We start from the raw sequence: 18,393 nt of genomic DNA, 5'->3' as shown, positions 1-18,393 counted from the left end.
GTTGTTGGTCGACATAATTCAGTATTTTGTCGCTGGCAGTTGGAGATAGTTAGGCTTATTAATACTTTTAATCCAAATAATCTGTGTAATGCAAAAAACCAATCAACACATCATATTCAAGCATCGTTGGCTATGGCACCTCCTTTTCTGGCTTGTCTCCTACCTTTTCTATTCCCTTTCCTATGGCGAATATTCACAAAACTATGCCTTTGAATTCAAGTCCAACCTCATATTTCTCCCTGTGAGAATGATTGGCGCCTACAGCTTCATCTACCTGATAATACCTTACTTATTAAAAAAGCGCTACCATCTGTTTTTTGCGTTTTCAGCCATCCATGCGCTGTTTTACGGTTTTATGATATGGATGCTCTATTACAACATTCCATTCTTTGGTTTGGAAGGAGAATTCCCTGTTTTTTACTGGCCAAAAATAATTGTGGCTGCAGTTACTAATTACGAGGTTCCCGCATTGGCCGCTACCATTAAATTATTTAAGGTGTGGTTTATGGATCAAAGTCAGAAGCAGGATCTTCTTTCGCAAAAGCAACAGGCCGAACTTAACTTTTTAAAAACACAGATACACCCACACTTCTTATTTAATACCCTTAACAACTTGTACGCTCTAACGCTTAAAAAAGCAGATGAAGCACCCGATGTGGTTATTCGCTTAAGTGATTTATTGCGCTATATGTTGTATGAATGTGGCGAAAAATTTGTTCCCTTATCAAAAGAGCTGACCTTTTTAACGAACTACATTGAACTGCAAAGCATCAGGCATGATAAAAACGTGGTGAATATCGATCATCAACTAACAGGCGACCCAAGCAATAAAGTCATTGCGCCTCTGCTCTTATTACCCATTATTGAAAACTGCTTTAAACATGGGATAATCCAGAGTAACAAACAGGTTGACATACTCATCCACCTGAATATTAGTGATGATTTCCTGAACCTACGCGTTAAAAATACATTGGCTGATGAGTTACATGACTTTACCGAAGGTTTGGGGTTAAAAAATGTTAGACGTCGTTTGGAGTTAATCTATCCTCAGCAACACGCTTTCTCCATCAACACAAAAGAAGGATACTTTGATGTTCAACTTAAAATAATGCAAGATAATGCGGGTTAATTGTTTGATTATTGATGACGAACCGTTGGCGGTAGAGGTTATAAAAAGCCATGTTGATAAACTGGATTCCTTAAACGTGGTAGCCACCTGTCATCGTGCAGCCGATGCCTTTGAACTCTTGCGCAGCAAAAAAATTGATCTCTTGTTTTTAGATATTCAAATGCCAGGCTTAACAGGCTTGGAGTTTTTGCGCTCCTTACGCAACCCACCCAAAGTGATACTTACCACCGCTTATAAAGAATATGCCCTTGAAGGTTATGAATTGGACATTGTTGATTACCTGATGAAACCCATTTCTTTTGAGCGATTTATTAAAGCGGTAAACAAGTTTTTTGAACAACAACCACGCGACATTGAACTGCACCATTCTAAGTCCAACGGAGACGACAACGACTTTATGTATATCCGTACTGGTAAAATGGTTCACAAGGTGCTACTCAAGGACATTGTGTTTGTTGAGAGTTTAAAAGATTATGTGAATATTCACACCGCAGATCGTACCATACATGCCCGACAGACCTTATCGTCTATTGAAAACATGCTGAATGAAAACCATTTCATGCGTATCCATCGTTCATTTATCGTATCTATCCACCACATTAGTGGCTTTACTGCTACTACCATTGCCATTGCAGATAAAAACCTACCCATAGGGAGAAATTACAAGCAACAGGTTTTTCATCAACTAAATTACACACCTGGCGATGAGTAACTGTGGATACAAAAACGCATAATTTATGCGCATAATCGAAAGGGGAAATACCAATAGTCCGCCCTTTTTATCGCGAGGCATTCTACCAAGATATTTAACTACCTTTGCCGACCTAATACCTACCACATGGAAGAAAAACATGGTCAAGCAGCTGGCTTTATTTATACACTCCAAGCATTTGTAACCTGGGGTTTATTGCCAATTTATTGGAAATGGTTAAGCCACATTCCTGCCTTGGAAATATTGTCGCACCGTATTTTCTGGTCTCTCATTTTTGTATTGCTATTCTTGTTTGTCAAAAAAAGTTTGAAGCTCGGTCATATCTTTCGTGATAAGAAAGCACTTGGAACCTTGGCTATTGCTGGTATTTTGGTTGGTAGCAACTGGGGCATATATATCTATGCCGTTAATATCAATCACATCGTAGAAGCCAGTCTGGGATATTATATCACGCCCTTACTCAATGTACTTTTGGGCATTGTTTTTTTAAAGGAACGCCTGACACGCATTCAACTTATTGCCCTTTTATTAGCAGCAGCATCTGTTACCTACCTCACAGTTGATTATGGTAGTTTTCCCTGGATATCGATTTATCTGGCGGCATCGTTTGGCGTTTATGGCTTACTTAAGAAAATGAGTGGCGTAGAAGCCATGCCTGCACTGGCCATTGAAACCATGGTGTTAACACCTTTTGCGCTTGCCTATATTATTTGGGGAATGGTAAGTGGTCAGGGCCATTTGTTTAACGAAAGTTTCACAACCGATTTTCTGCTGATTATGGCAGGTGTAGCTACTACCATGCCACTCTACTGGTTTGGCCAGGGTGCCAAACGCATTTCATTAACATCAGTAGGTTTTATGCAATACATTGGCCCTACCATTATGTTATTCTTAGGCATCTTCATGTACAAAGAAGGGTTTCCGAAAGAAAAACAAGTAGCTTTTGCTGCTATCTGGGTTGCCTTGGCTTTGTATAGCTATTCAATCATCTCCAACTATAGTAAGTCAAAAAAATAGCTCTCGTCTGATTGCCTTTCATTATCTATGAACACGAGTAAAATCATGTTTCTATTAGGTTGAACCCGCTACCTTAGCACATAAATTAGTGATATGCAACAACAGGCATCAAGCATAAAAGCATACCTAGCCTTGTTTACAGGTTTGTTAATCATTGGGTTCTCGGCGATACTCATCAAATCAGCCGACGCTCCTGGTATGGTTACAGCTTTTTACAGAGTTGGTATCGCCAGCCTCGTACTTATCTTACCACTGGCCGCTCAATGGAAAAAGGTTCAGCAATTATCAGCCAAAGCCTTGTGGATGCCACTATTGGGAGGCATTGCCTTTGGTATTGATACAGGCTTATGGTCGTGGAGCATTGAAATCAGTAACGCTACCATTCCTACTTTAATGGCTAACCTGGCACCTGTTTGGGTCGGAATAGGGGCTTTGCTCTTCTTCAAAGAAAAACAACGTAAAGGTTTTTGGATTGGATTATCCATTACCATTGGAGGTACCATTTTGATGGCATGGCGTAGCTTCAGTAATAGCGATGGTCTGTTCGCTGGTATTATCATCAGTCTGATAGCAGGTGTTTTTTACGGTATCTACCATCTATTTACGCAACAAGGGCGAGCCATGATGAGCACACTACTCTATTTATCCATTAGTAGCCTTGCCGCCACGTTTACTGTAGGCACTATTATCTTACTCAATAACGATTATTCATTTACAGGATATAGCAACTCAACCTGGATTATATGGCTAATATATGGCATTGGCGTGCATGTGGGTGGGTGGACCTTGATTAATTACTCGCAAGGCCACCTGAAAGCAACTACGGTATCGCCCACTTTGTTAGGTCAACCTGTTATTACGGCCATAGCGGCCTTTTTTATTCTTAACGAGGCGCTCACTAGCTGGCAAATTATTGGCGGCCTGGTGGTGTTTGGAGGTATTTACATGGTGAATATAACGCGACTTAAACAGAAGTAGTGGAGTTAATGGTAAGTACAAAACAATTTTGTCCTTATGACTTTTTCGCTAAAGCCGCGATGGCTCCAACTTTTTTAGTTCACTATTTTGTTAGTTTTATTTGGAGTTCATGATTTACGTTGCACTCCAATTCTACAGTCAAAAAAGTTGGCAAAAAGTCCGTCGGCTGCACCCAATTAGTTCACTGTAGTGTCAGTTTTATATGAGCTCATGTTTTCCGCTTTGCTCCAATTCTCACAAAAAACTAGGTTTCATAACTGAAATTGTTTTAAACTCGACTTTTTTGTTCCTACAAAAGTCTCAAACAAAAAAACAGTTCTTAATCGTTATTTCAATCCTGTTTTTTTGGTTCACTGGCTGAGGCCGAGATAATACTAGTCGTTCACCATATTTTACAAAAACGTTTAGGATGCAAATGATACAAAAAACACAACACATCGTTAAAACTTTGCTTACCCCTTTCAAAAAAAGTATATTCATGCTTCATTAAACCTGAGGTTCCAGAATATGCACACGAAAATTACCCGCTTTAGCGATTTAAGCTTAAAAGACTTATACCAACTACTCCAACTACGAGCAGAAATATTTGTGGTTGAGCAAAATTGTGTTTACAACGACATAGATGGCCTTGATGAGCAGGCCCACCACCTGATAGTGACTGAAGATGACCACGTTATAGCTTATACTCGTATTTTGCCTGCCAACACACGTTTTGAAACGGCATCGATAGGGCGCCTGGTTGTGCATAAAAATTATCGCTTTAAAGGATTAGCGCGAGAAGTAATGCAACAAGCTGGCGAGTGGGCCTTTAAACAATGGCAAAGTGAAAGCCTTAAGATTAGTGCACAGAAATATTTAAAGGCATTTTACCTTAGCCTGGGATATAAAATTATTTCTGATGAATACCTGGAGGATGGCATCCCCCATTACACCATGGAACTACCAAAAGGTGATGAATAACCATGAAGTACTAATGCTCAAATATTTTAGATAATTCCTATTTTAGATTTCTATTTACTGCCTATGAAAGATCAAAAAGCCATATTAACCAAATGCCTTAAAAATGATTGGCCCGCCTTTGTGATATCGGGCACCGATGTTTGTGCTGTGGAAGCCATGGAGGCCTACCTGGAAATTGCCAAACAAAAAGGCTGTAATCAGGCGTTTTTGAGCGATATGCAATTGGTTATCGACGAAATGAGGCATTTCCAGGAGGAAGAGCCTGAGCATATTAAAATACCAGATTAGATTGTTATATATTAGATTTTTAGACAGATAGAATAGCTACTAGCTTGTGGCCATCAACGAGTAACGCAAAGATACGATAAACGAACTTACCCATATTTTAATGTCAAAACGCTTCATCATAAAACCCTGGTTAATTGTTGGCTTGCTACTCGTTATTCCAACATCACTTTTTACGGCCATTGAGCTATTAACGCTCAACGATCAGGAAGAAGTTATTGAAACAATCTACACCAAGCAGCTCGAGTCAGTCCTCTACTCCATTAACCAATACACCGATGATATTACCAACAATTGGATTAACCAGTTTTACAAAGAGTTTCATGCATCGGACCACCAAACAACGTACGAAGTACCCATGAATGAGTTAGCACATGTTCATTCATTTATATTACATCCGATTGATTCCACCTCACTGCGCTTTAATAATTTCATCATTAAAAATGACAGTTTACAGCAGGAGATTAAAACACAACTGAAGACTAAACAATCAGATATACAACAGTTACAACGATATATTAAAAGCGGCTATCGTAAAATTATTGGCATCGACCTGGAATATAAGCAACACCTTACCATGTTGGTTTTTATTACCCAGGAACAAAACAAGCCCTACCTCAACCTATTGCTTTTAGATGCCCAGAAATTTATTGGAGAAGCACTCTCGCCACGTATACAAATGACTGCGGGTGATGATTTAATTATTGTAGTACGTCATAAAAAAACAAACGAGCTAATAGCCTGCAGTCAATTGAACGATGCACCAGAAGAGGTAGTAAAGGAACAGGCTATTTGGTTGTTACCCGATTATAACCTGGGCATACAACCCAAAGGCATTAGCATAAGTGAGCTGGCCAATAACCGTGCAACACAAAACATTGGTTTATTAATATTGGTCGACCTTTTGCTAATCGGAGGTGCCTGGCTGTTTTATCGCAACGTCAACCGCGAGTTGCATCTTGCCAAAGTAAAATCCGACTTTGTATCCAATGTATCGCATGAAATACGTACTCCCCTGGCCCTCATCAGCATGTATGCTGAAACCTTGCAGCTTGGCAGGCTCAAAGATGAAAGCAAACGACAGAAATACTACGATATTATTTATCGCGAGACCCAACGTTTATCAGGCATTGTTAACAACATACTTAACTTTTCGCGCATTGAAAGTGGACGACAAAAATTAAGTTTTTCATCCATAAAAATAAATGAAATTGTGGATGAAGTGGTGAGTAATTACCGTTATCACTTTAATGAAAAAGGATTTGAGGTTACAATTAAATTAAATGAAGCACTATCTCCAATAAGAGGCGATAAGCAAGCCATTACCGAATGTTTGATTAACCTCATCGATAATGCTATTAAATACAGCGGTCAGGATAAAAACATTATCGTATCAAGTGACAGCAAAGGACCATATCAATACCTTGAGGTGGCCGACAAAGGCATTGGCATATCGGCCAAAGAGCAGAAATTGATATTCGATAAATTTTACCGTGTTACCAAAGGAGCATTGGCCCATCATGCCAAAGGCTCAGGCCTTGGCTTAAGCATTGTTATGCACCTGATAAAAGGTCATAATGGCAAAATTGAAGTGGACAGCAACGAAGGACAAGGCAGTCAATTCAGACTATTATTACCCATCGATAACCCAACAAAAAAGACAACATGAAGCGCATATTAGTTATTGAGGACGAGCCCGATATGCAATCAGGCATCAAAGATAATCTGGAATTTGAAGGTTATGAAGTAGATACAGCATCAGACGGTAAAGAAGGGCTTCAGAAGATTCTCAATGATGGCTTTGATCTGGTATTACTCGATGTGATGCTACCCCTTATGAGTGGTTTTGATGTGTGTAAAAAAGTACGACATGAGAACAATGAAACGCCCATCATCTTTTTAACAGCCAAGGGCGAAGAGATAGACAAGGTTATTGGTCTGGAATCAGGTGGTGATGATTACCTGACTAAACCTTTTAGTTTGCGCGAGTTAATGGCGCGGGTTAAGGCCGTATTAAGGCGCACTGAAAAACAAACAACAACTCAGAAAGAAGCCCTCATATCAATAGGTAAACTATCGGTTAACTTCACCACTTACACAGCTAGTGTAAACGGAGAAGAGGTTAAAATGACCAGTAAGGAATTTGAGATACTACAATACTTTCTGAAGCATAAGAATGCCACCATTAGTCGCGATAGCTTATTGGACAATGTATGGGGCTACGATTTTCAGCCAACAGCTCGTACCATTGATAACTTTATTCTTAAGCTGAGGCATAAAATAGAAGAAAATCCTAATGAGCCTCAGATTATACTAACGGTGCATGGCATGGGGTATCGTTTAGTGAGTAGCTAGGGCAAGCGCATTTAAGGTTTATACCTTTGCTCTAGCCGCAAGGGCTTTTCATTTTTGGCAACAGCCCCAAAAACGGAAACAAAAAAGGCCGCGACTGGACCACTCGCTTACCCAAAAACTCAACGCTTCGGGAAAAATTTAAAGATTTGCAGCTTCGAGCCAAATTTTTCTACCCTCCACTTATGAGATTGGGTCCCAAGCTGCGTTGCTGAGGTCGGTTGATTTACAGCTTTGTTTTAAATGTTTGCCGTGTTTGAGTAGCTAGTCGGCAAAAATGATCTACAGCTTGCTTAGTACCTTATACTGATGTCATCTTTATGTACCTATTGCAAAAAAGATGACATCAATTACATTACCCACATCTCGACTCACGGCAATCGGATTTAAGAGATTATTTTTTTCAACTCAAGCCGTTGAGGCTTCCCCTTTTTGCCTTCAGCCCAAAAAGGGGAGAAAAAGGCCGCCGACTAAAGCACTCGTTTACCCATTATGACATCACTACGGGAAAAATTTAATAATTGACAGCTTGGTATCAAATTTTTCTCTCCTACGTTTATGTCAATGGGTCCCAAACTGCGTTGCTTATGTCGGTATAACGCAAGATAAAACAATATTAAAAGTTAAATGCAATTGCCATACACATCCTCTATCACACTCTACACAAACCACTTATCTCAACTCAACTCTTCAATAAATCAACACCTCCTCCTTTTTCGTGACAATTAAATGACAATTAATGACAACAGATGACATGGCTGTGATGAAGCGGTGTTATTGCCCCCCTACATTTGCTTTTGTAATTAAGTTAATAACCACAAACAATTAAGTTATGAAAGCAAGAAATCTTTTTTCAGTAGTAGTCCTTTTAGTAGCATTAAGTACAAGCGGTATGGCACGCACTCCAGAAGAAGTAGCCATTAAAAAATGTTGCAAGCAGTTAAACAAAGAACTTAGAAAAAGTTTAAGAGGTCCTAGTTTTGATTACCTAAAGCCTGATTGCTGCGAGAGTGTAATCGTTAAGTTTATTGTTGGTAAAGACAACAAGTTGAACTTTCACAAAGTAGTGGGCGAAGATGAGCAATTAATGGCGTACGTAAAAGCTGTGTTTGCAGAAAAAGAATTTTACGCTGTCAACTCATCTTTACAAGGTAAAATGGTTCGATTCCCAGTTAATTTCCAACACGAAGAATAGGCTAATAAACTCGCCAAGTATTACATATTATTTGGAATAACACTGATAATAGTTACTTTTAATCGTCAACAAATACAATGATAGCCAAAACACTAAAATACATCGTACTTCTTATTTGCCTGCTTATGGCAAATGGCCCAAAGGTCAACTCCCAAATACTTCAGGAAGAACAATCCCTTGAGGGTATTTGGAGGTTCTCCATAGGTGACGATGAACAATGGAAAGAAGCACATTTTGACGATAGTAATTGGGAAACAATACGCGTACCTGGCGCATGGGAATCCAGAGGCTATAATGATTACAACGGTTTTGCATGGTACCGAAAAACTATTCGCTTAGATGTAGTGCCTCAGCACGATCTGATACTTCGCATAGGTAGTATTGATGATGCTGATGAAGTATTTGTAAATGGTCGCTTTGTAGGCCGTACAGGAGGTCTCCCGCCTCATCCGCAAACGGAATATAACACACAACGAAATTATACCATACCACAGAGTTACTGGAAAAGCGGAAATAACACCATTGCCATTCGTGTGTATGATTTGTACAATCACGGTGGTATAACAGGTGGACCAGTCACTCTCTATTCCAACCTGGCTGATAATTTACTGGCCCTTAACCTTTCGGGCCAATGGAAATTTGCCGTGCACAACCAAAATAATGCCGAGCAGATAAATTATAACGACGAGCATTGGAGCTCCATTGAAGTACCAGCTAAATGGGAAGAAGCAGGCTGGCCCGATTACGATGGTGTAGCCTGGTACCGCAAATCATTTGCTTTACCCGAACATCTATTGCATCAAGAACTCATTCTTTTACTTGGTAAAATTGATGATGAAGACAAAACATGGTTTAATGGCACCCGCATTGGAGGTGTATCTCCAGGTAACCTAAGGTCATCATTGGCTCGTGGCATTGATGGGCACTATCAAGCATACAGCACATTGCGAGCCTATAAAATACCCGCCAGCCTCGTTAAAAAAGATAACACCATAGCGATACGCGTTTTCGACAGCGGCATTGATGGAGGGATATACGAAGGACCTGTTGGCATTATGACCCAGGATCAATTCGAACGATTTAAGAAGATGGCAAAGCAAGAGCCTGATTTTATTGACACTATTTGGGAATGGTTAAATAACTAATAATGAAACAGTCACTACATCATATCATTGCAACGCTGTTTCTGCTATTAACCATTGCAGGTAACAACAAGGCTCAGGAACTGAGCGATTACCAATCGCTTAATGGCCAATGGTACTTCTCCATTGGCGACAATAGCGACTGGGCCCGCTATCATTACAACCATTTCGAATGGGAGCAAATACATGTTCCGTCGGCATGGGAACAGCAGGGCTTTAACGGTTACGATGGTTTTGCCTGGTACCGACGTGAAGTGAAAATTACCAGTGACGCCAAAAATAAACGATTGTGGCTCGACCTGGGATACATCGATGATGCCGATCAAGTGTATTTGAATGGAGAGCTAATCGATGGATCTGGTACTTTTCCACCGCACTTTAACACCGCCTACAACGCACACCGACTTTATGAATTACCAGCTCAGCATATAAAATACGATGACACCAACGTGATAGCCGTGCGAGTGTACGACGCTTATAACGAAGGTGGCATTATATCTGGCAACATTCGTATACGGGCAGAGTTAAATCCTTTGATTACCGACCTGCCTTTAGAAGGCTACTGGAAATTTAAAACAGGGGATAAAAACTATTACAAAGAAGCTGCCTATAACGATGCCAACTGGGATGAGATAAAAGTACCAAGTCCGTGGGAAGAACAAGGCTACGACGATTACGATGGCATGGCCTGGTACCGTTTAACCACAACGTTGCCTAGCGAACTAAAGCAGGATAAACTAGTACTATTGCTGGGTAAAATTGATGATGTGGACGAGGTGTATGTTAATGGGGAACTGATAGGCCAAACGGGTGAAATAAGTAACAGCCACTTTTTTGTGTATGGCGATGCCTGGAAAGCTGAAAGAGGCTATACCATACCTCCCCACCTATATCAAAACACCAAAACCATTACCATTGCTGTGAGGGTGCAGGACCGAACACAAACAGGTGGTATCTACCAAGGACCTGTTGGTATTATTACAATGGATAAGTTTATCAGGCATTGGAATGAGAAGAGGAATAAGTAGTAATCTCATCATTCCCTCTTTCCTTGGGCTATTCGCCCAAACCCAACTTACTTTTTTAGCTTGAACTAAAAAACTAAGGAAAAAAGTTCAAGGCTACTTTTATAATTGCATCCTTATTTACCTCTAGCTTAAGTGCAAGCGCGTGATTTTCGAGCAAGCTCTCAACTTCGCGTTTTTACTAAAGCTATCGTTAAAACGTATACAATTATTAAAAGAGGCCAAGTCGGTATTGATAAAATTAAAACCGTTTTTACGGATTGCACCTCTATTAGCAAAATCCAAGTAAAGATGCGATCCTTACTAGCAAATAACCTCAAGCAGCGGCTTCAAGTAACAATCTGCTCTACCTTACCAGCAACTTCAAGCCCCACATTACGGCCTGTTTCGCGCAATAGCACATCGCCGTTTTTTGTTTTAAGGCAGATATCAACAGTGGAAGTCATGCTTTCGCTTATGCGCCCATCCATAAACCCATTGATGGGTGATGCCAGTTCGGTTGCTTCACTGCGCTGAGCTACAATTTGCAGCTGATACTTTTTGTTACGCAATTCAACTTGCACCACATTTTTATCCACAAGGCATTTTGTTAATACAGTGCTATTGTAAGTGGTAAACTGAATCAACCTATCCTCGTAATACAAACCTACAATAAAGCCCACAAAAGAACTTCGCAACCAGGGTATGTTGGCCATTGACATCTTTAAAGAAATGCCCGCTTGGCCAAAGTGGTTGCATTGCATCCATATATAAGCGCTGGGAAATGAACGCCCCCAGTCTTTTTCCGTGTAACCACGTCCACCAGTAAAATCAATTTCAGTACCATTAATTGTGAGCTGGCCGTATATACTATGGTCCATGCTTAGTATACCGTGATAACATTGCATAAAAGGCACAAACGCGTAGGGCCCCATAATACCAGGCGAACACCAGCTATTGGGCCAGGGCACGGTATTTGAAAATTGCAGCTGCCCTTTCACATTGGGTAGGTTCAAGCTTATTTGATCACCCTCAAAAACATTGTCTTCTATCTCGGTTTTGAAACGGTGGGCTTGCGAAACAAAATCCTCCGCTTTAAAGGTGATGTATTCAGCCTCACATGTTTTACCATTCAGCACCTGAATAAAAGCATGCTTATGCCCCTCATCATCCATGGCAATACCAGGTATAAAGGCCAGGGCATGTTGCTCATCGGCACTAATAATTTTATAATACCATCCTTCGAAATATTGACTTGACATACCCCAACCATGGTAGCGCTCGGGATGAAACAGGGCTTTGAGTTTTTTAAGAAGCATAAATACAAGGTAGTGAATATTTTATAGCTACTCATGCTTCACATTCAACTCATCAGGGGATTCGCTTTTAAGCATTTTAACCACCTCCCCACTTCGTGGTACTCCTCCTTGGCAAGGATGAGAGGGATGAAAAACCGTCCCCTCCTGAATTTTAGGGTGGGTGCCTACAGGCGGGGTGGTGTAATTAGTTTTAATAGCAATCTTCCTGTTCAACTCATAAATATAACAGCCAACTACTTGTAGGTGTAATGTCCAATAATCTTATAATCAAACAGGCAGTCTTGCAATACCTGTCCAGCCCCAATGTTATGAACAATCAGATGCCGACCGTCAGCCATTTTTTGTTTGACAACAATGCCAATGTGGGTAAGTCCGCTACCTAAATTCCAACACACGATATGACCTGGCTGATAGTCTTCTTTGTTTTGTGTAATAGCCAAAGACTTGCCAAAGCGAGTGAAGAATGTCATGAGGTTAGGCACACGACGATGGTCAATGTTGTTATCGGGACGCGATAAACCCCAATTTTTAGGGTAAACATCAAAGTGTGCTTTCATATCCTCGTGCACCAACTGTTGAAGGTCGATGCCTAGCTTGCGATAGGCCCGAATTACCACATCGGTGCATACACCGCGGTTGGCAGGTACATCTCCATTGGGGTAATCTAAACGGTAATAAGTGGGGTCGTAGGTAACCTTTTGTTTTGTTAGTGTTAGGGTTGAATCGGCCAATTGCCCTTGAAAAGAAGCTTGTGCCAACAAGCATTGGCCAATAAAAAAAAAGAATACAGCTATACTGATGCGAGTTAGATTCATGTATTCTGCTTGTTAGTAGTGATTAGGTTATTTTTGCTTATCAATGCCAGGTAAAACATCTCTTTATTGGCACTCGGCAACTAGTTGCTTTATAATATTGTACGAATCAATCATATCCTGGCGTTTGTATGACGTAGGGATTTTAAAACTAATAAAGTCCTTTTTTCCTTTTGTGTAAGTTGGCGAATGTCGTACAAAATGGCAGCTCCTCTTCTTTTTTAAAACGATTTCAATGCCACAGGCATCTTTGGTATTATCATTAATATCATTCAATTCTACCTTCTCAACATTAGAAAAATTCACCTTATATTGAATCGTTACATCTAAATTCGTTTCTTCATTGCTCGCGTATTTAAAATAGATAATCTCTTTATAACTCACTCCCTTGGTTCCAACAAACCCGCTTTGCCTATTTCCTTCATCCACATAGAGGGGGTCTAATTTATCAGATAGCTGCTGCTTTAAAGCTAGTATTCTTTGCTTCTTACTGGAAGTAGAAGCATCTGACATTGGCATTACATGGCTACCAGAACCTTGAGAAGAAGTAGAATATACTTTGCCGATACTATTACCTGACATTGTTAAAATCAATAAAGCAGTGATGAGTATTGTTGATACTTTCATGTGTTTAAATTTTGCTTTTATTGCCACTACTTGTCCCGGTTTATCGGGATGAAACTCTCAAATAAATTTAATCATTGCCCTCTGAGCAACTTAATTAATTGAATTTGCATGGTCGTTTCATATAGATATTTTGGTACACTTAAAGGCTTGTATTTTGAATAGACCTCTACGAATAAACCTATGCTATTGAGCCATTATTGGCACTTGTTTTTATCCATTTTTGGTTATGACTAGTGGAATCCAGAACATTCAAGTTTAAAGCTTCTCCTATTTTCAAAGCTTCACTAATCGCTTCGTCTTTCTCACTTGTCAATACTTTTACAACCCGATTTCGCCTGTCTTTTGTTGCCAAATTGACTCGATACTTAACTTTTGACGAAGGTGCTTGAACGTATATAGCCCCTGATGCCTGGTACTTCTTGCTTGTCATTTTCACTCTTACAATTGTCACATAGTCCAGCTCTGGTATTTCAATCCATTTGCCTGAGACATATCCAAGAATGCTGATATACCTTCTCATTCGGTTTTCTTGGGTTTCAATTTCTAGTCCGCTTTTAGCTAATACGAACCCCATTGTCAAAACAATCAGTAAAACCCCAAGTATGAAGCTTGCATATACCATAATTATTAATTGCAATGCAAAAACTATCAATAAACCCAAGTTAAATCGTGTTGGTATCTCTGAACTTTTATAATGCATATTGGGCGTAGTTATTTAAATAATTCAAGGTCAATTAATTCATTGTAAGAAAATAATTTATTTGATTCAAAATGTTCAATCTTAACTATTCCAACATTATTAGAAATATAGTAACGGTATACATTATCACCTGCATTCGGAGTTTGTTCAAATACTTTACAAGTATAATCCCCTTTTTTTGTAACAATAGTTGTGTCAGTGTTTAGACAATGAACCTGAATGGTTCTTTTTTCAAACGTTCCACCTTCATGGAGAATAACATCATCAAAATCCCAACTTTCACCTTTTTCAGCATAATTTTTAAACTGAATTGAAGAAACCAATAATGTATCATTGTCTGAGATTCCCCCAATTAAAACAAGATTTCCCTCTAAGTCATTTTTTGCAAAAAACTTTGCATTGAATGGTCTTTGCCCATAATCAAAAATATACCCTTCATAATCATTTACTGATAAAGAAGAACCTATTTTCATACGAACAGTATCTATGCTCTCCATTGAATTATTCTTTATGACCATTTTGTATGCCCACATATTACCAGTTTTAATAGGTATCAAGGCATTTGAATTGTCTAATTCAATGCTTTCCCTATCGCATGAAATAAGCATTATAATTATTATTCCAATAAAAGCTAAACTTTGTTTGTGTGAATTCATGATTTAATAATTATCTATTATTATATAATTGGGCAGTGTCGTTTAATTGCGTCAAACGTTTGTCTAATATAGCGTATGGCGATTTAACGAACCAAACCTACCAAAATTCCTCCGAGCCAAATCTTTTATTTGTTTTTATCTTTTCATATCAATGCTCAATTGAAAATCATAAATGCCTTAAAAACAAACAAAATATTCATAAATTAGTGACTTGGCGCCTGTTGCTAAAGCTCAAAACCAAGCTAATCACACAATGCCCTTTATGCTTTAATAACGGTTTGCTGTGGAGCGCTCTTATTTTATTTCAATCTTATTCCCCAGAAATTTTGGTTTTTTCCCAAATACCAAGTCCACAACCATTTTTACTCTAGCAAGTCGTTCCCTTAGTCTGGTTTTGAGTCCGTATTTAATGTTAACGTCTTTTGCATTAAATCCTATGGCATTAATATTCTTTTTGGTCGCTATATAAATTGCACGTTCGTTATGAAATTGTTGAGATACAACTGTAATCTTTTGTTGTCCAAATATTTCTTTGCAACGAACAACAGAATCTAGCGTTCTAAACCCTGCATAGTCTAAATATATTTTTTCAGCTGGTATTCCTTTTGCAATCAAGTCGTCTTTTATTGTTGATGGTTCATCGTAATCTTTTGTTGAATTATCTCCACTAACAAGAACATATTCTATTTTCCTATTCTTATATAATTTAGCAGCAGCGTCAATTCGATACCTGTAATATAAATTGATACGACCATTGGAAAGTATTTTTCCAGTGCCGAGTAATAAGCCTACCTTATTATATGGAACCTCCTTTACTGAATCGTATACTTTTTCCTTTGCTGCTTTTTCGACTAAGCTGTTGGCTACAATTATGCTGAGCAGACTAAGAAGTGTTAAAAAAAATCCAACTTTAAATATTAGTTTTATATATCTCATGTAGGTATTTTGAATGCTCCAACGGTAAATTGCATGGATAGTGGCAGATTGCGAGGTAGTTTCCTGTCAAACCGCTACGCCGTTTGAGCGGGTTACAAACCTCGATATTTTGCACTTTCCCTGCCATTATTTATACAAAATATTGTATGCTGGCTTTTATTGATTCCATTTAATTAAATCGGTTTCCAAAAACATTTTTCCATTTCAAAATAGCAGAATATTGATTATCGTATTCAAGTACAGCAGATGCACTCTCAATCATTTCTTTAAAGTCATTATAGAAATACTCCTTCTGATTATTGGATAATCTGCTTAACGTATCGTCGTATGGAGCAACAGGCATTTTTGCTTCCCACTCGGACTGATATTTATCGTTGAGATATTGAAGTATTTGGTCGCTTGTAAAAGTAAATGCCACGTCATCCCTTTCATCTTCGTAGTAGTGTTCGATTGCCCATAAGGTTAAAACTAATCCACTTGGATATTTTTTGTTGGTTTGATGCTTGCGATAATCTGCCCACGCCTTTAAATATCTTATTACTCGTACTAACTGAGGTTTGTCTTTTGTTTGAGTTTGAAACCATTTGATAAAATCTTTGGGATCTGACTTTTGCCATCCATCTTGCTTACAGCCAAAATAGGTATTGTTCCAATCTTTGTAATAGATAGGTAAGTCGATATGAAAATCTCTAACATAGTTAAGACGTACACACATCTTTTTAATCTCAACTCCCTTAGAAGTATGCCCAGTTAATGCTTCTTTGATGTGATACTGAATAGTACTAATAGCAATGCTCGGTTTTTCATTGAAATAGACACCTAAATCAACATCGCTAAAAGAGTCCATATTTTCGACCATCGTACCCATTTTGTAACTGCCTTGAATAAAGAAATCGATATAAGGAATATGATACCTATCTTCAAAGTAATTAATAAGTTTAGTACGAATGGTGTTGTGTGCACTTTGTAGGTTTTTTCTTTTCTCGTGACTGATAGATATTGTTCGATTAAATCCTAAAAACTGCTCATGACAATCTGATTCGTGAGTAACTTTTACTTCGTCGGACGAAAACAATTTATATAAAACATAACCTGCCCCTGCTATTGCTAATACTGGCCACATAATTAATCCTCCTTCTTGTTATTGTGTTTTACTTCCGGATGTAACCACTTACCACATAGTTTATACAATTCATAAAAAACAAACCACTCGTGAGTCCAAGGTACAATAGTGTCATAAAGATGATGTATAGTAGAGTTCCAAACTATATCGCTTTTGTGATATAAGCAAAGCGAATTATTATCGGGGAACATATGAATATCATCATTATACTCGATATCATGACTTGTGACAGTTGTAACAGGCGAACTGAAAGGCTTATACTTTATTCTATAGGTGTACACGTCAGATTCGGTAGTTGGTTGAAACGAACCATAACAATACAATACACCGCTCTTGATATCGCAGTTAATAAACTTATAATGCCTGTTTAATAAAGATCTTTCAGCTCCAATTATTGCAAGTGGATTTTGATTTTTTGAATTGTGATATGCCATTAGCCTCCGTAATTTTTGTGTGGTTTATGATCGACTCCTTCGTTTGATTGTATATGACCTAAACTGTTTAGTTTCGCATTCCCAGTTACCACACTTGTAGCTGTTGAAAACAGTTTCTTCATCTGTTTATCTACATCCTTATTTTCTCCCTCTGGGAAATATGAACCAAGGTGCTTAATCCATTTTTTGCTTGCATTGAGTTGATTTGCTTCAGCTATTGCTTTTGTGGCATCATCAATGAATTTTTCTGAGGCATCAAGAAATTTATCTTTGTCACCTTTGAAGTTGGCTAATAAATCATCGCCAGGAGTAGTAGGTATAACACAAGTCCAACTACTATTTAGTGTACTCTGGATGTTATCTAAAGTTTCTTTTAGACTAATATCATCCCTATCGTTATATGAGATATTATTAGCAGCAAGTACAGTCATTGTTATACCGCTTGGCATTTTAAATGAACGAGTATCGCCCCATGCTTTTAGGTAACGTACTATTCTCACAAGCTGACCTTTATCGTCCTTAATATCTTTAAACCAACGATTGAATTCTCGAGGATCGCTTTCTGACCAATCTTCCTTTTTAACAGCAAGGTGAGGGTGCTCCTCTTCATTATCTTTACCCGTTTTATAGTAAATTGGAAGATCAATATGGTATTCTGCTACATAGTTTACACGAACACAGCGTTTGCGATGCTCTGGTGTAGTTGACGCAGCTTCCTTTACAGCTTCCTTTACCCATTTTTGTAATGTTGTCCCTGTTTCTGTTGGTTTTGGAAAGAAGTAAACCCCATTATCTAAATCGCAAGTATCATCTTTAGTGCGAATCATTGTACCTAAAGAGTAAGAACCTTGCCCAGCAAAGTAAGGTGTGTATTCTGAATGATTCTCTTTGAAGTATTTGCGGATAAGGTCTCTGAGATTATCACGCGAAGTCATCAGTTTCTTCTTCTTAGACTTACTGATATTTAAGTCTGAGTTGAATGTTTGAAAAAGGTTGTGGCAATTCGACATTG

Annotated in this window: 21 protein-coding genes; 11 read left to right on the top strand and 10 right to left on the bottom strand. The window is 38.7% G+C overall.

Annotation, left to right across the window (positions count from 1 at the left end; translation table 11 throughout):
* Positions 1–88 precede the first annotated feature (88 nt).
* The 11 genes from FNN09_RS17140 to FNN09_RS17090 all read left to right on the top strand — a co-directional run bounded on the left by FNN09_RS17140 (position 89) and on the right by FNN09_RS17090 (position 10,798).
* The gene (locus tag FNN09_RS17140) at positions 89–1,129 is read left to right on the top strand and encodes a sensor histidine kinase (RefSeq protein ID WP_143303706.1); all 1,041 of its coding nucleotides are present in this window, start codon (positions 89–91) and stop codon (positions 1,127–1,129) included.
* Positions 1,119–1,841 (top strand): LytTR family DNA-binding domain-containing protein, encoded by a 723-nt coding sequence (locus FNN09_RS17135; protein ID WP_143303705.1) that lies wholly within the window; start codon positions 1,119–1,121, stop codon positions 1,839–1,841. Before FNN09_RS17140 ends, FNN09_RS17135 begins: the two co-directional genes overlap by 11 nt.
* Positions 1,842–1,967: 126 nt before the next feature.
* Complete coding sequence (gene rarD / locus FNN09_RS17130) at positions 1,968–2,858, top strand: EamA family transporter RarD (RefSeq protein ID WP_143303704.1); 891 nt, start codon at positions 1,968–1,970, stop codon at positions 2,856–2,858.
* Between the two features lie 93 nt (positions 2,859–2,951).
* Entirely contained in the window at positions 2,952–3,836 is an 885-nt protein-coding gene (locus FNN09_RS17125) for a DMT family transporter (RefSeq protein ID WP_143303703.1), read from the top strand.
* A gap of 507 nt (positions 3,837–4,343) precedes the next feature.
* The gene (locus tag FNN09_RS17120; RefSeq protein WP_143303702.1) at positions 4,344–4,796 is read left to right on the top strand and encodes a GNAT family N-acetyltransferase; all 453 of its coding nucleotides are present in this window, start codon (positions 4,344–4,346) and stop codon (positions 4,794–4,796) included.
* 63 nt (positions 4,797–4,859) lie between these two features.
* Positions 4,860–5,084, top strand: coding sequence for a hypothetical protein (locus FNN09_RS17115; protein WP_143303701.1), 225 nt, complete (start codon positions 4,860–4,862; stop codon positions 5,082–5,084).
* Positions 5,085–5,184: 100 nt separating this feature from the next.
* Positions 5,185–6,750 (top strand): cell wall metabolism sensor histidine kinase WalK, encoded by a 1,566-nt coding sequence (locus tag FNN09_RS17110; RefSeq protein ID WP_143303700.1) that lies wholly within the window; start codon positions 5,185–5,187, stop codon positions 6,748–6,750.
* Positions 6,747–7,436 carry a response regulator transcription factor gene (locus FNN09_RS17105; RefSeq protein ID WP_143303699.1) on the top strand — a complete coding sequence of 230 codons (690 nt, stop codon included), beginning with the start codon at positions 6,747–6,749 and terminating at the stop codon, positions 7,434–7,436. The genes FNN09_RS17110 and FNN09_RS17105 overlap by 4 nt, the downstream gene beginning before the upstream one ends.
* A gap of 829 nt (positions 7,437–8,265) precedes the next feature.
* The gene (locus FNN09_RS17100; protein ID WP_143303698.1) at positions 8,266–8,628 is read left to right on the top strand and encodes a hypothetical protein; all 363 of its coding nucleotides are present in this window, start codon (positions 8,266–8,268) and stop codon (positions 8,626–8,628) included.
* Positions 8,629–8,753: 125 nt separating this feature from the next.
* Entirely contained in the window at positions 8,754–9,773 is a 1,020-nt protein-coding gene (locus FNN09_RS17095; RefSeq protein ID WP_185969050.1) for a beta galactosidase jelly roll domain-containing protein, read from the top strand.
* Between the two features lie 2 nt (positions 9,774–9,775).
* Entirely contained in the window at positions 9,776–10,798 is a 1,023-nt protein-coding gene (locus tag FNN09_RS17090) for a glycoside hydrolase (RefSeq protein WP_143303696.1), read from the top strand.
* A 326-nt stretch (positions 10,799–11,124) separates the two neighbouring features.
* Here FNN09_RS17090 and FNN09_RS17085 read toward each other — a convergent pair whose 3' ends face one another.
* The 10 genes from FNN09_RS17085 to FNN09_RS17040 form a co-directional block, all read right to left on the bottom strand.
* Positions 11,125–12,093, bottom strand: a complete 969-nt coding sequence (locus FNN09_RS17085) for a tocopherol cyclase family protein (protein ID WP_143303695.1) — start codon at positions 12,091–12,093, stop codon at positions 11,125–11,127.
* Between the two features lie 27 nt (positions 12,094–12,120).
* Complete coding sequence (locus tag FNN09_RS17080) at positions 12,121–12,306, bottom strand: hypothetical protein (protein ID WP_143303694.1); 186 nt, start codon at positions 12,304–12,306, stop codon at positions 12,121–12,123.
* Positions 12,307–12,326: 20 nt separating this feature from the next.
* Positions 12,327–12,908, bottom strand: coding sequence for a DUF1287 domain-containing protein (locus FNN09_RS17075; protein ID WP_143303693.1), 582 nt, complete (start codon positions 12,906–12,908; stop codon positions 12,327–12,329).
* Positions 12,909–12,971: 63 nt separating this feature from the next.
* Entirely contained in the window at positions 12,972–13,532 is a 561-nt protein-coding gene (locus FNN09_RS17070; RefSeq protein ID WP_143303692.1) for a hypothetical protein, read from the bottom strand.
* A 178-nt stretch (positions 13,533–13,710) separates the two neighbouring features.
* Complete coding sequence (locus tag FNN09_RS17065) at positions 13,711–14,232, bottom strand: hypothetical protein (RefSeq protein ID WP_221932525.1); 522 nt, start codon at positions 14,230–14,232, stop codon at positions 13,711–13,713.
* Between the two features lie 11 nt (positions 14,233–14,243).
* Positions 14,244–14,888, bottom strand: coding sequence for a hypothetical protein (locus tag FNN09_RS17060; RefSeq protein ID WP_143303690.1), 645 nt, complete (start codon positions 14,886–14,888; stop codon positions 14,244–14,246).
* A gap of 294 nt (positions 14,889–15,182) precedes the next feature.
* Entirely contained in the window at positions 15,183–15,824 is a 642-nt protein-coding gene (locus tag FNN09_RS17055) for a vancomycin high temperature exclusion protein (RefSeq protein WP_143303689.1), read from the bottom strand.
* Positions 15,825–15,993: 169 nt separating this feature from the next.
* Positions 15,994–16,947, bottom strand: coding sequence for a nucleotidyltransferase (locus tag FNN09_RS17050; protein ID WP_143303688.1), 954 nt, complete (start codon positions 16,945–16,947; stop codon positions 15,994–15,996).
* 2 nt (positions 16,948–16,949) lie between these two features.
* The gene (locus tag FNN09_RS17045; RefSeq protein ID WP_143303687.1) at positions 16,950–17,381 is read right to left on the bottom strand and encodes a hypothetical protein; all 432 of its coding nucleotides are present in this window, start codon (positions 17,379–17,381) and stop codon (positions 16,950–16,952) included.
* Positions 17,381–18,391 carry a cyclic GMP-AMP synthase DncV-like nucleotidyltransferase gene (locus tag FNN09_RS17040; protein ID WP_143303686.1) on the bottom strand — a complete coding sequence of 337 codons (1,011 nt, stop codon included), beginning with the start codon at positions 18,389–18,391 and terminating at the stop codon, positions 17,381–17,383. Before FNN09_RS17040 ends, FNN09_RS17045 begins: the two co-directional genes overlap by 1 nt.
* Positions 18,392–18,393: the final 2 nt, after the last annotated feature.

The sequence above is a fragment of the Carboxylicivirga sp. M1479 genome (assembly GCF_007097485.1).
In the GTDB taxonomy this organism is placed as follows: domain Bacteria; phylum Bacteroidota; class Bacteroidia; order Bacteroidales; family Marinilabiliaceae; genus Carboxylicivirga.
This window is presented reverse-complemented; position numbering and strand designations above follow the sequence as displayed.

Excerpts from the sequence above, each read along its gene's own strand:
- FNN09_RS17140 (WP_143303706.1), top strand. The coding sequence starts at position 89 with ATGCAAAAAACCAATCAACACATCATATTCAAGCATCGTTGGCTATGG.
- FNN09_RS17135 (WP_143303705.1), top strand. The coding sequence starts at position 1,119 with ATGCGGGTTAATTGTTTGATTATTGATGACGAACCGTTGGCGGTAGAG.
- rarD (WP_143303704.1), top strand. The coding sequence starts at position 1,968 with ATGGAAGAAAAACATGGTCAAGCAGCTGGCTTTATTTATACACTCCAA.
- FNN09_RS17125 (WP_143303703.1), top strand. The coding sequence starts at position 2,952 with ATGCAACAACAGGCATCAAGCATAAAAGCATACCTAGCCTTGTTTACA.
- FNN09_RS17120 (WP_143303702.1), top strand. The coding sequence starts at position 4,344 with ATGCACACGAAAATTACCCGCTTTAGCGATTTAAGCTTAAAAGACTTA.
- FNN09_RS17115 (WP_143303701.1), top strand. The coding sequence starts at position 4,860 with ATGAAAGATCAAAAAGCCATATTAACCAAATGCCTTAAAAATGATTGG.
- FNN09_RS17110 (WP_143303700.1), top strand. The coding sequence starts at position 5,185 with ATGTCAAAACGCTTCATCATAAAACCCTGGTTAATTGTTGGCTTGCTA.
- FNN09_RS17105 (WP_143303699.1), top strand. The coding sequence starts at position 6,747 with ATGAAGCGCATATTAGTTATTGAGGACGAGCCCGATATGCAATCAGGC.
- FNN09_RS17100 (WP_143303698.1), top strand. The coding sequence starts at position 8,266 with ATGAAAGCAAGAAATCTTTTTTCAGTAGTAGTCCTTTTAGTAGCATTA.
- FNN09_RS17095 (WP_185969050.1), top strand. The coding sequence starts at position 8,754 with ATGGCAAATGGCCCAAAGGTCAACTCCCAAATACTTCAGGAAGAACAA.
- FNN09_RS17090 (WP_143303696.1), top strand. The coding sequence starts at position 9,776 with ATGAAACAGTCACTACATCATATCATTGCAACGCTGTTTCTGCTATTA.
- FNN09_RS17085 (WP_143303695.1), bottom strand. The coding sequence starts at position 12,093 with ATGCTTCTTAAAAAACTCAAAGCCCTGTTTCATCCCGAGCGCTACCAT.
- FNN09_RS17075 (WP_143303693.1), bottom strand. The coding sequence starts at position 12,908 with ATGAATCTAACTCGCATCAGTATAGCTGTATTCTTTTTTTTTATTGGC.
- FNN09_RS17070 (WP_143303692.1), bottom strand. The coding sequence starts at position 13,532 with ATGAAAGTATCAACAATACTCATCACTGCTTTATTGATTTTAACAATG.
- FNN09_RS17065 (WP_221932525.1), bottom strand. The coding sequence starts at position 14,232 with ATGCATTATAAAAGTTCAGAGATACCAACACGATTTAACTTGGGTTTA.
- FNN09_RS17060 (WP_143303690.1), bottom strand. The coding sequence starts at position 14,888 with ATGAATTCACACAAACAAAGTTTAGCTTTTATTGGAATAATAATTATA.
- FNN09_RS17055 (WP_143303689.1), bottom strand. The coding sequence starts at position 15,824 with ATGAGATATATAAAACTAATATTTAAAGTTGGATTTTTTTTAACACTT.
- FNN09_RS17050 (WP_143303688.1), bottom strand. The coding sequence starts at position 16,947 with ATGTGGCCAGTATTAGCAATAGCAGGGGCAGGTTATGTTTTATATAAA.
- FNN09_RS17045 (WP_143303687.1), bottom strand. The coding sequence starts at position 17,381 with ATGGCATATCACAATTCAAAAAATCAAAATCCACTTGCAATAATTGGA.
- FNN09_RS17040 (WP_143303686.1), bottom strand. The coding sequence starts at position 18,391 with ATGTCGAATTGCCACAACCTTTTTCAAACATTCAACTCAGACTTAAAT.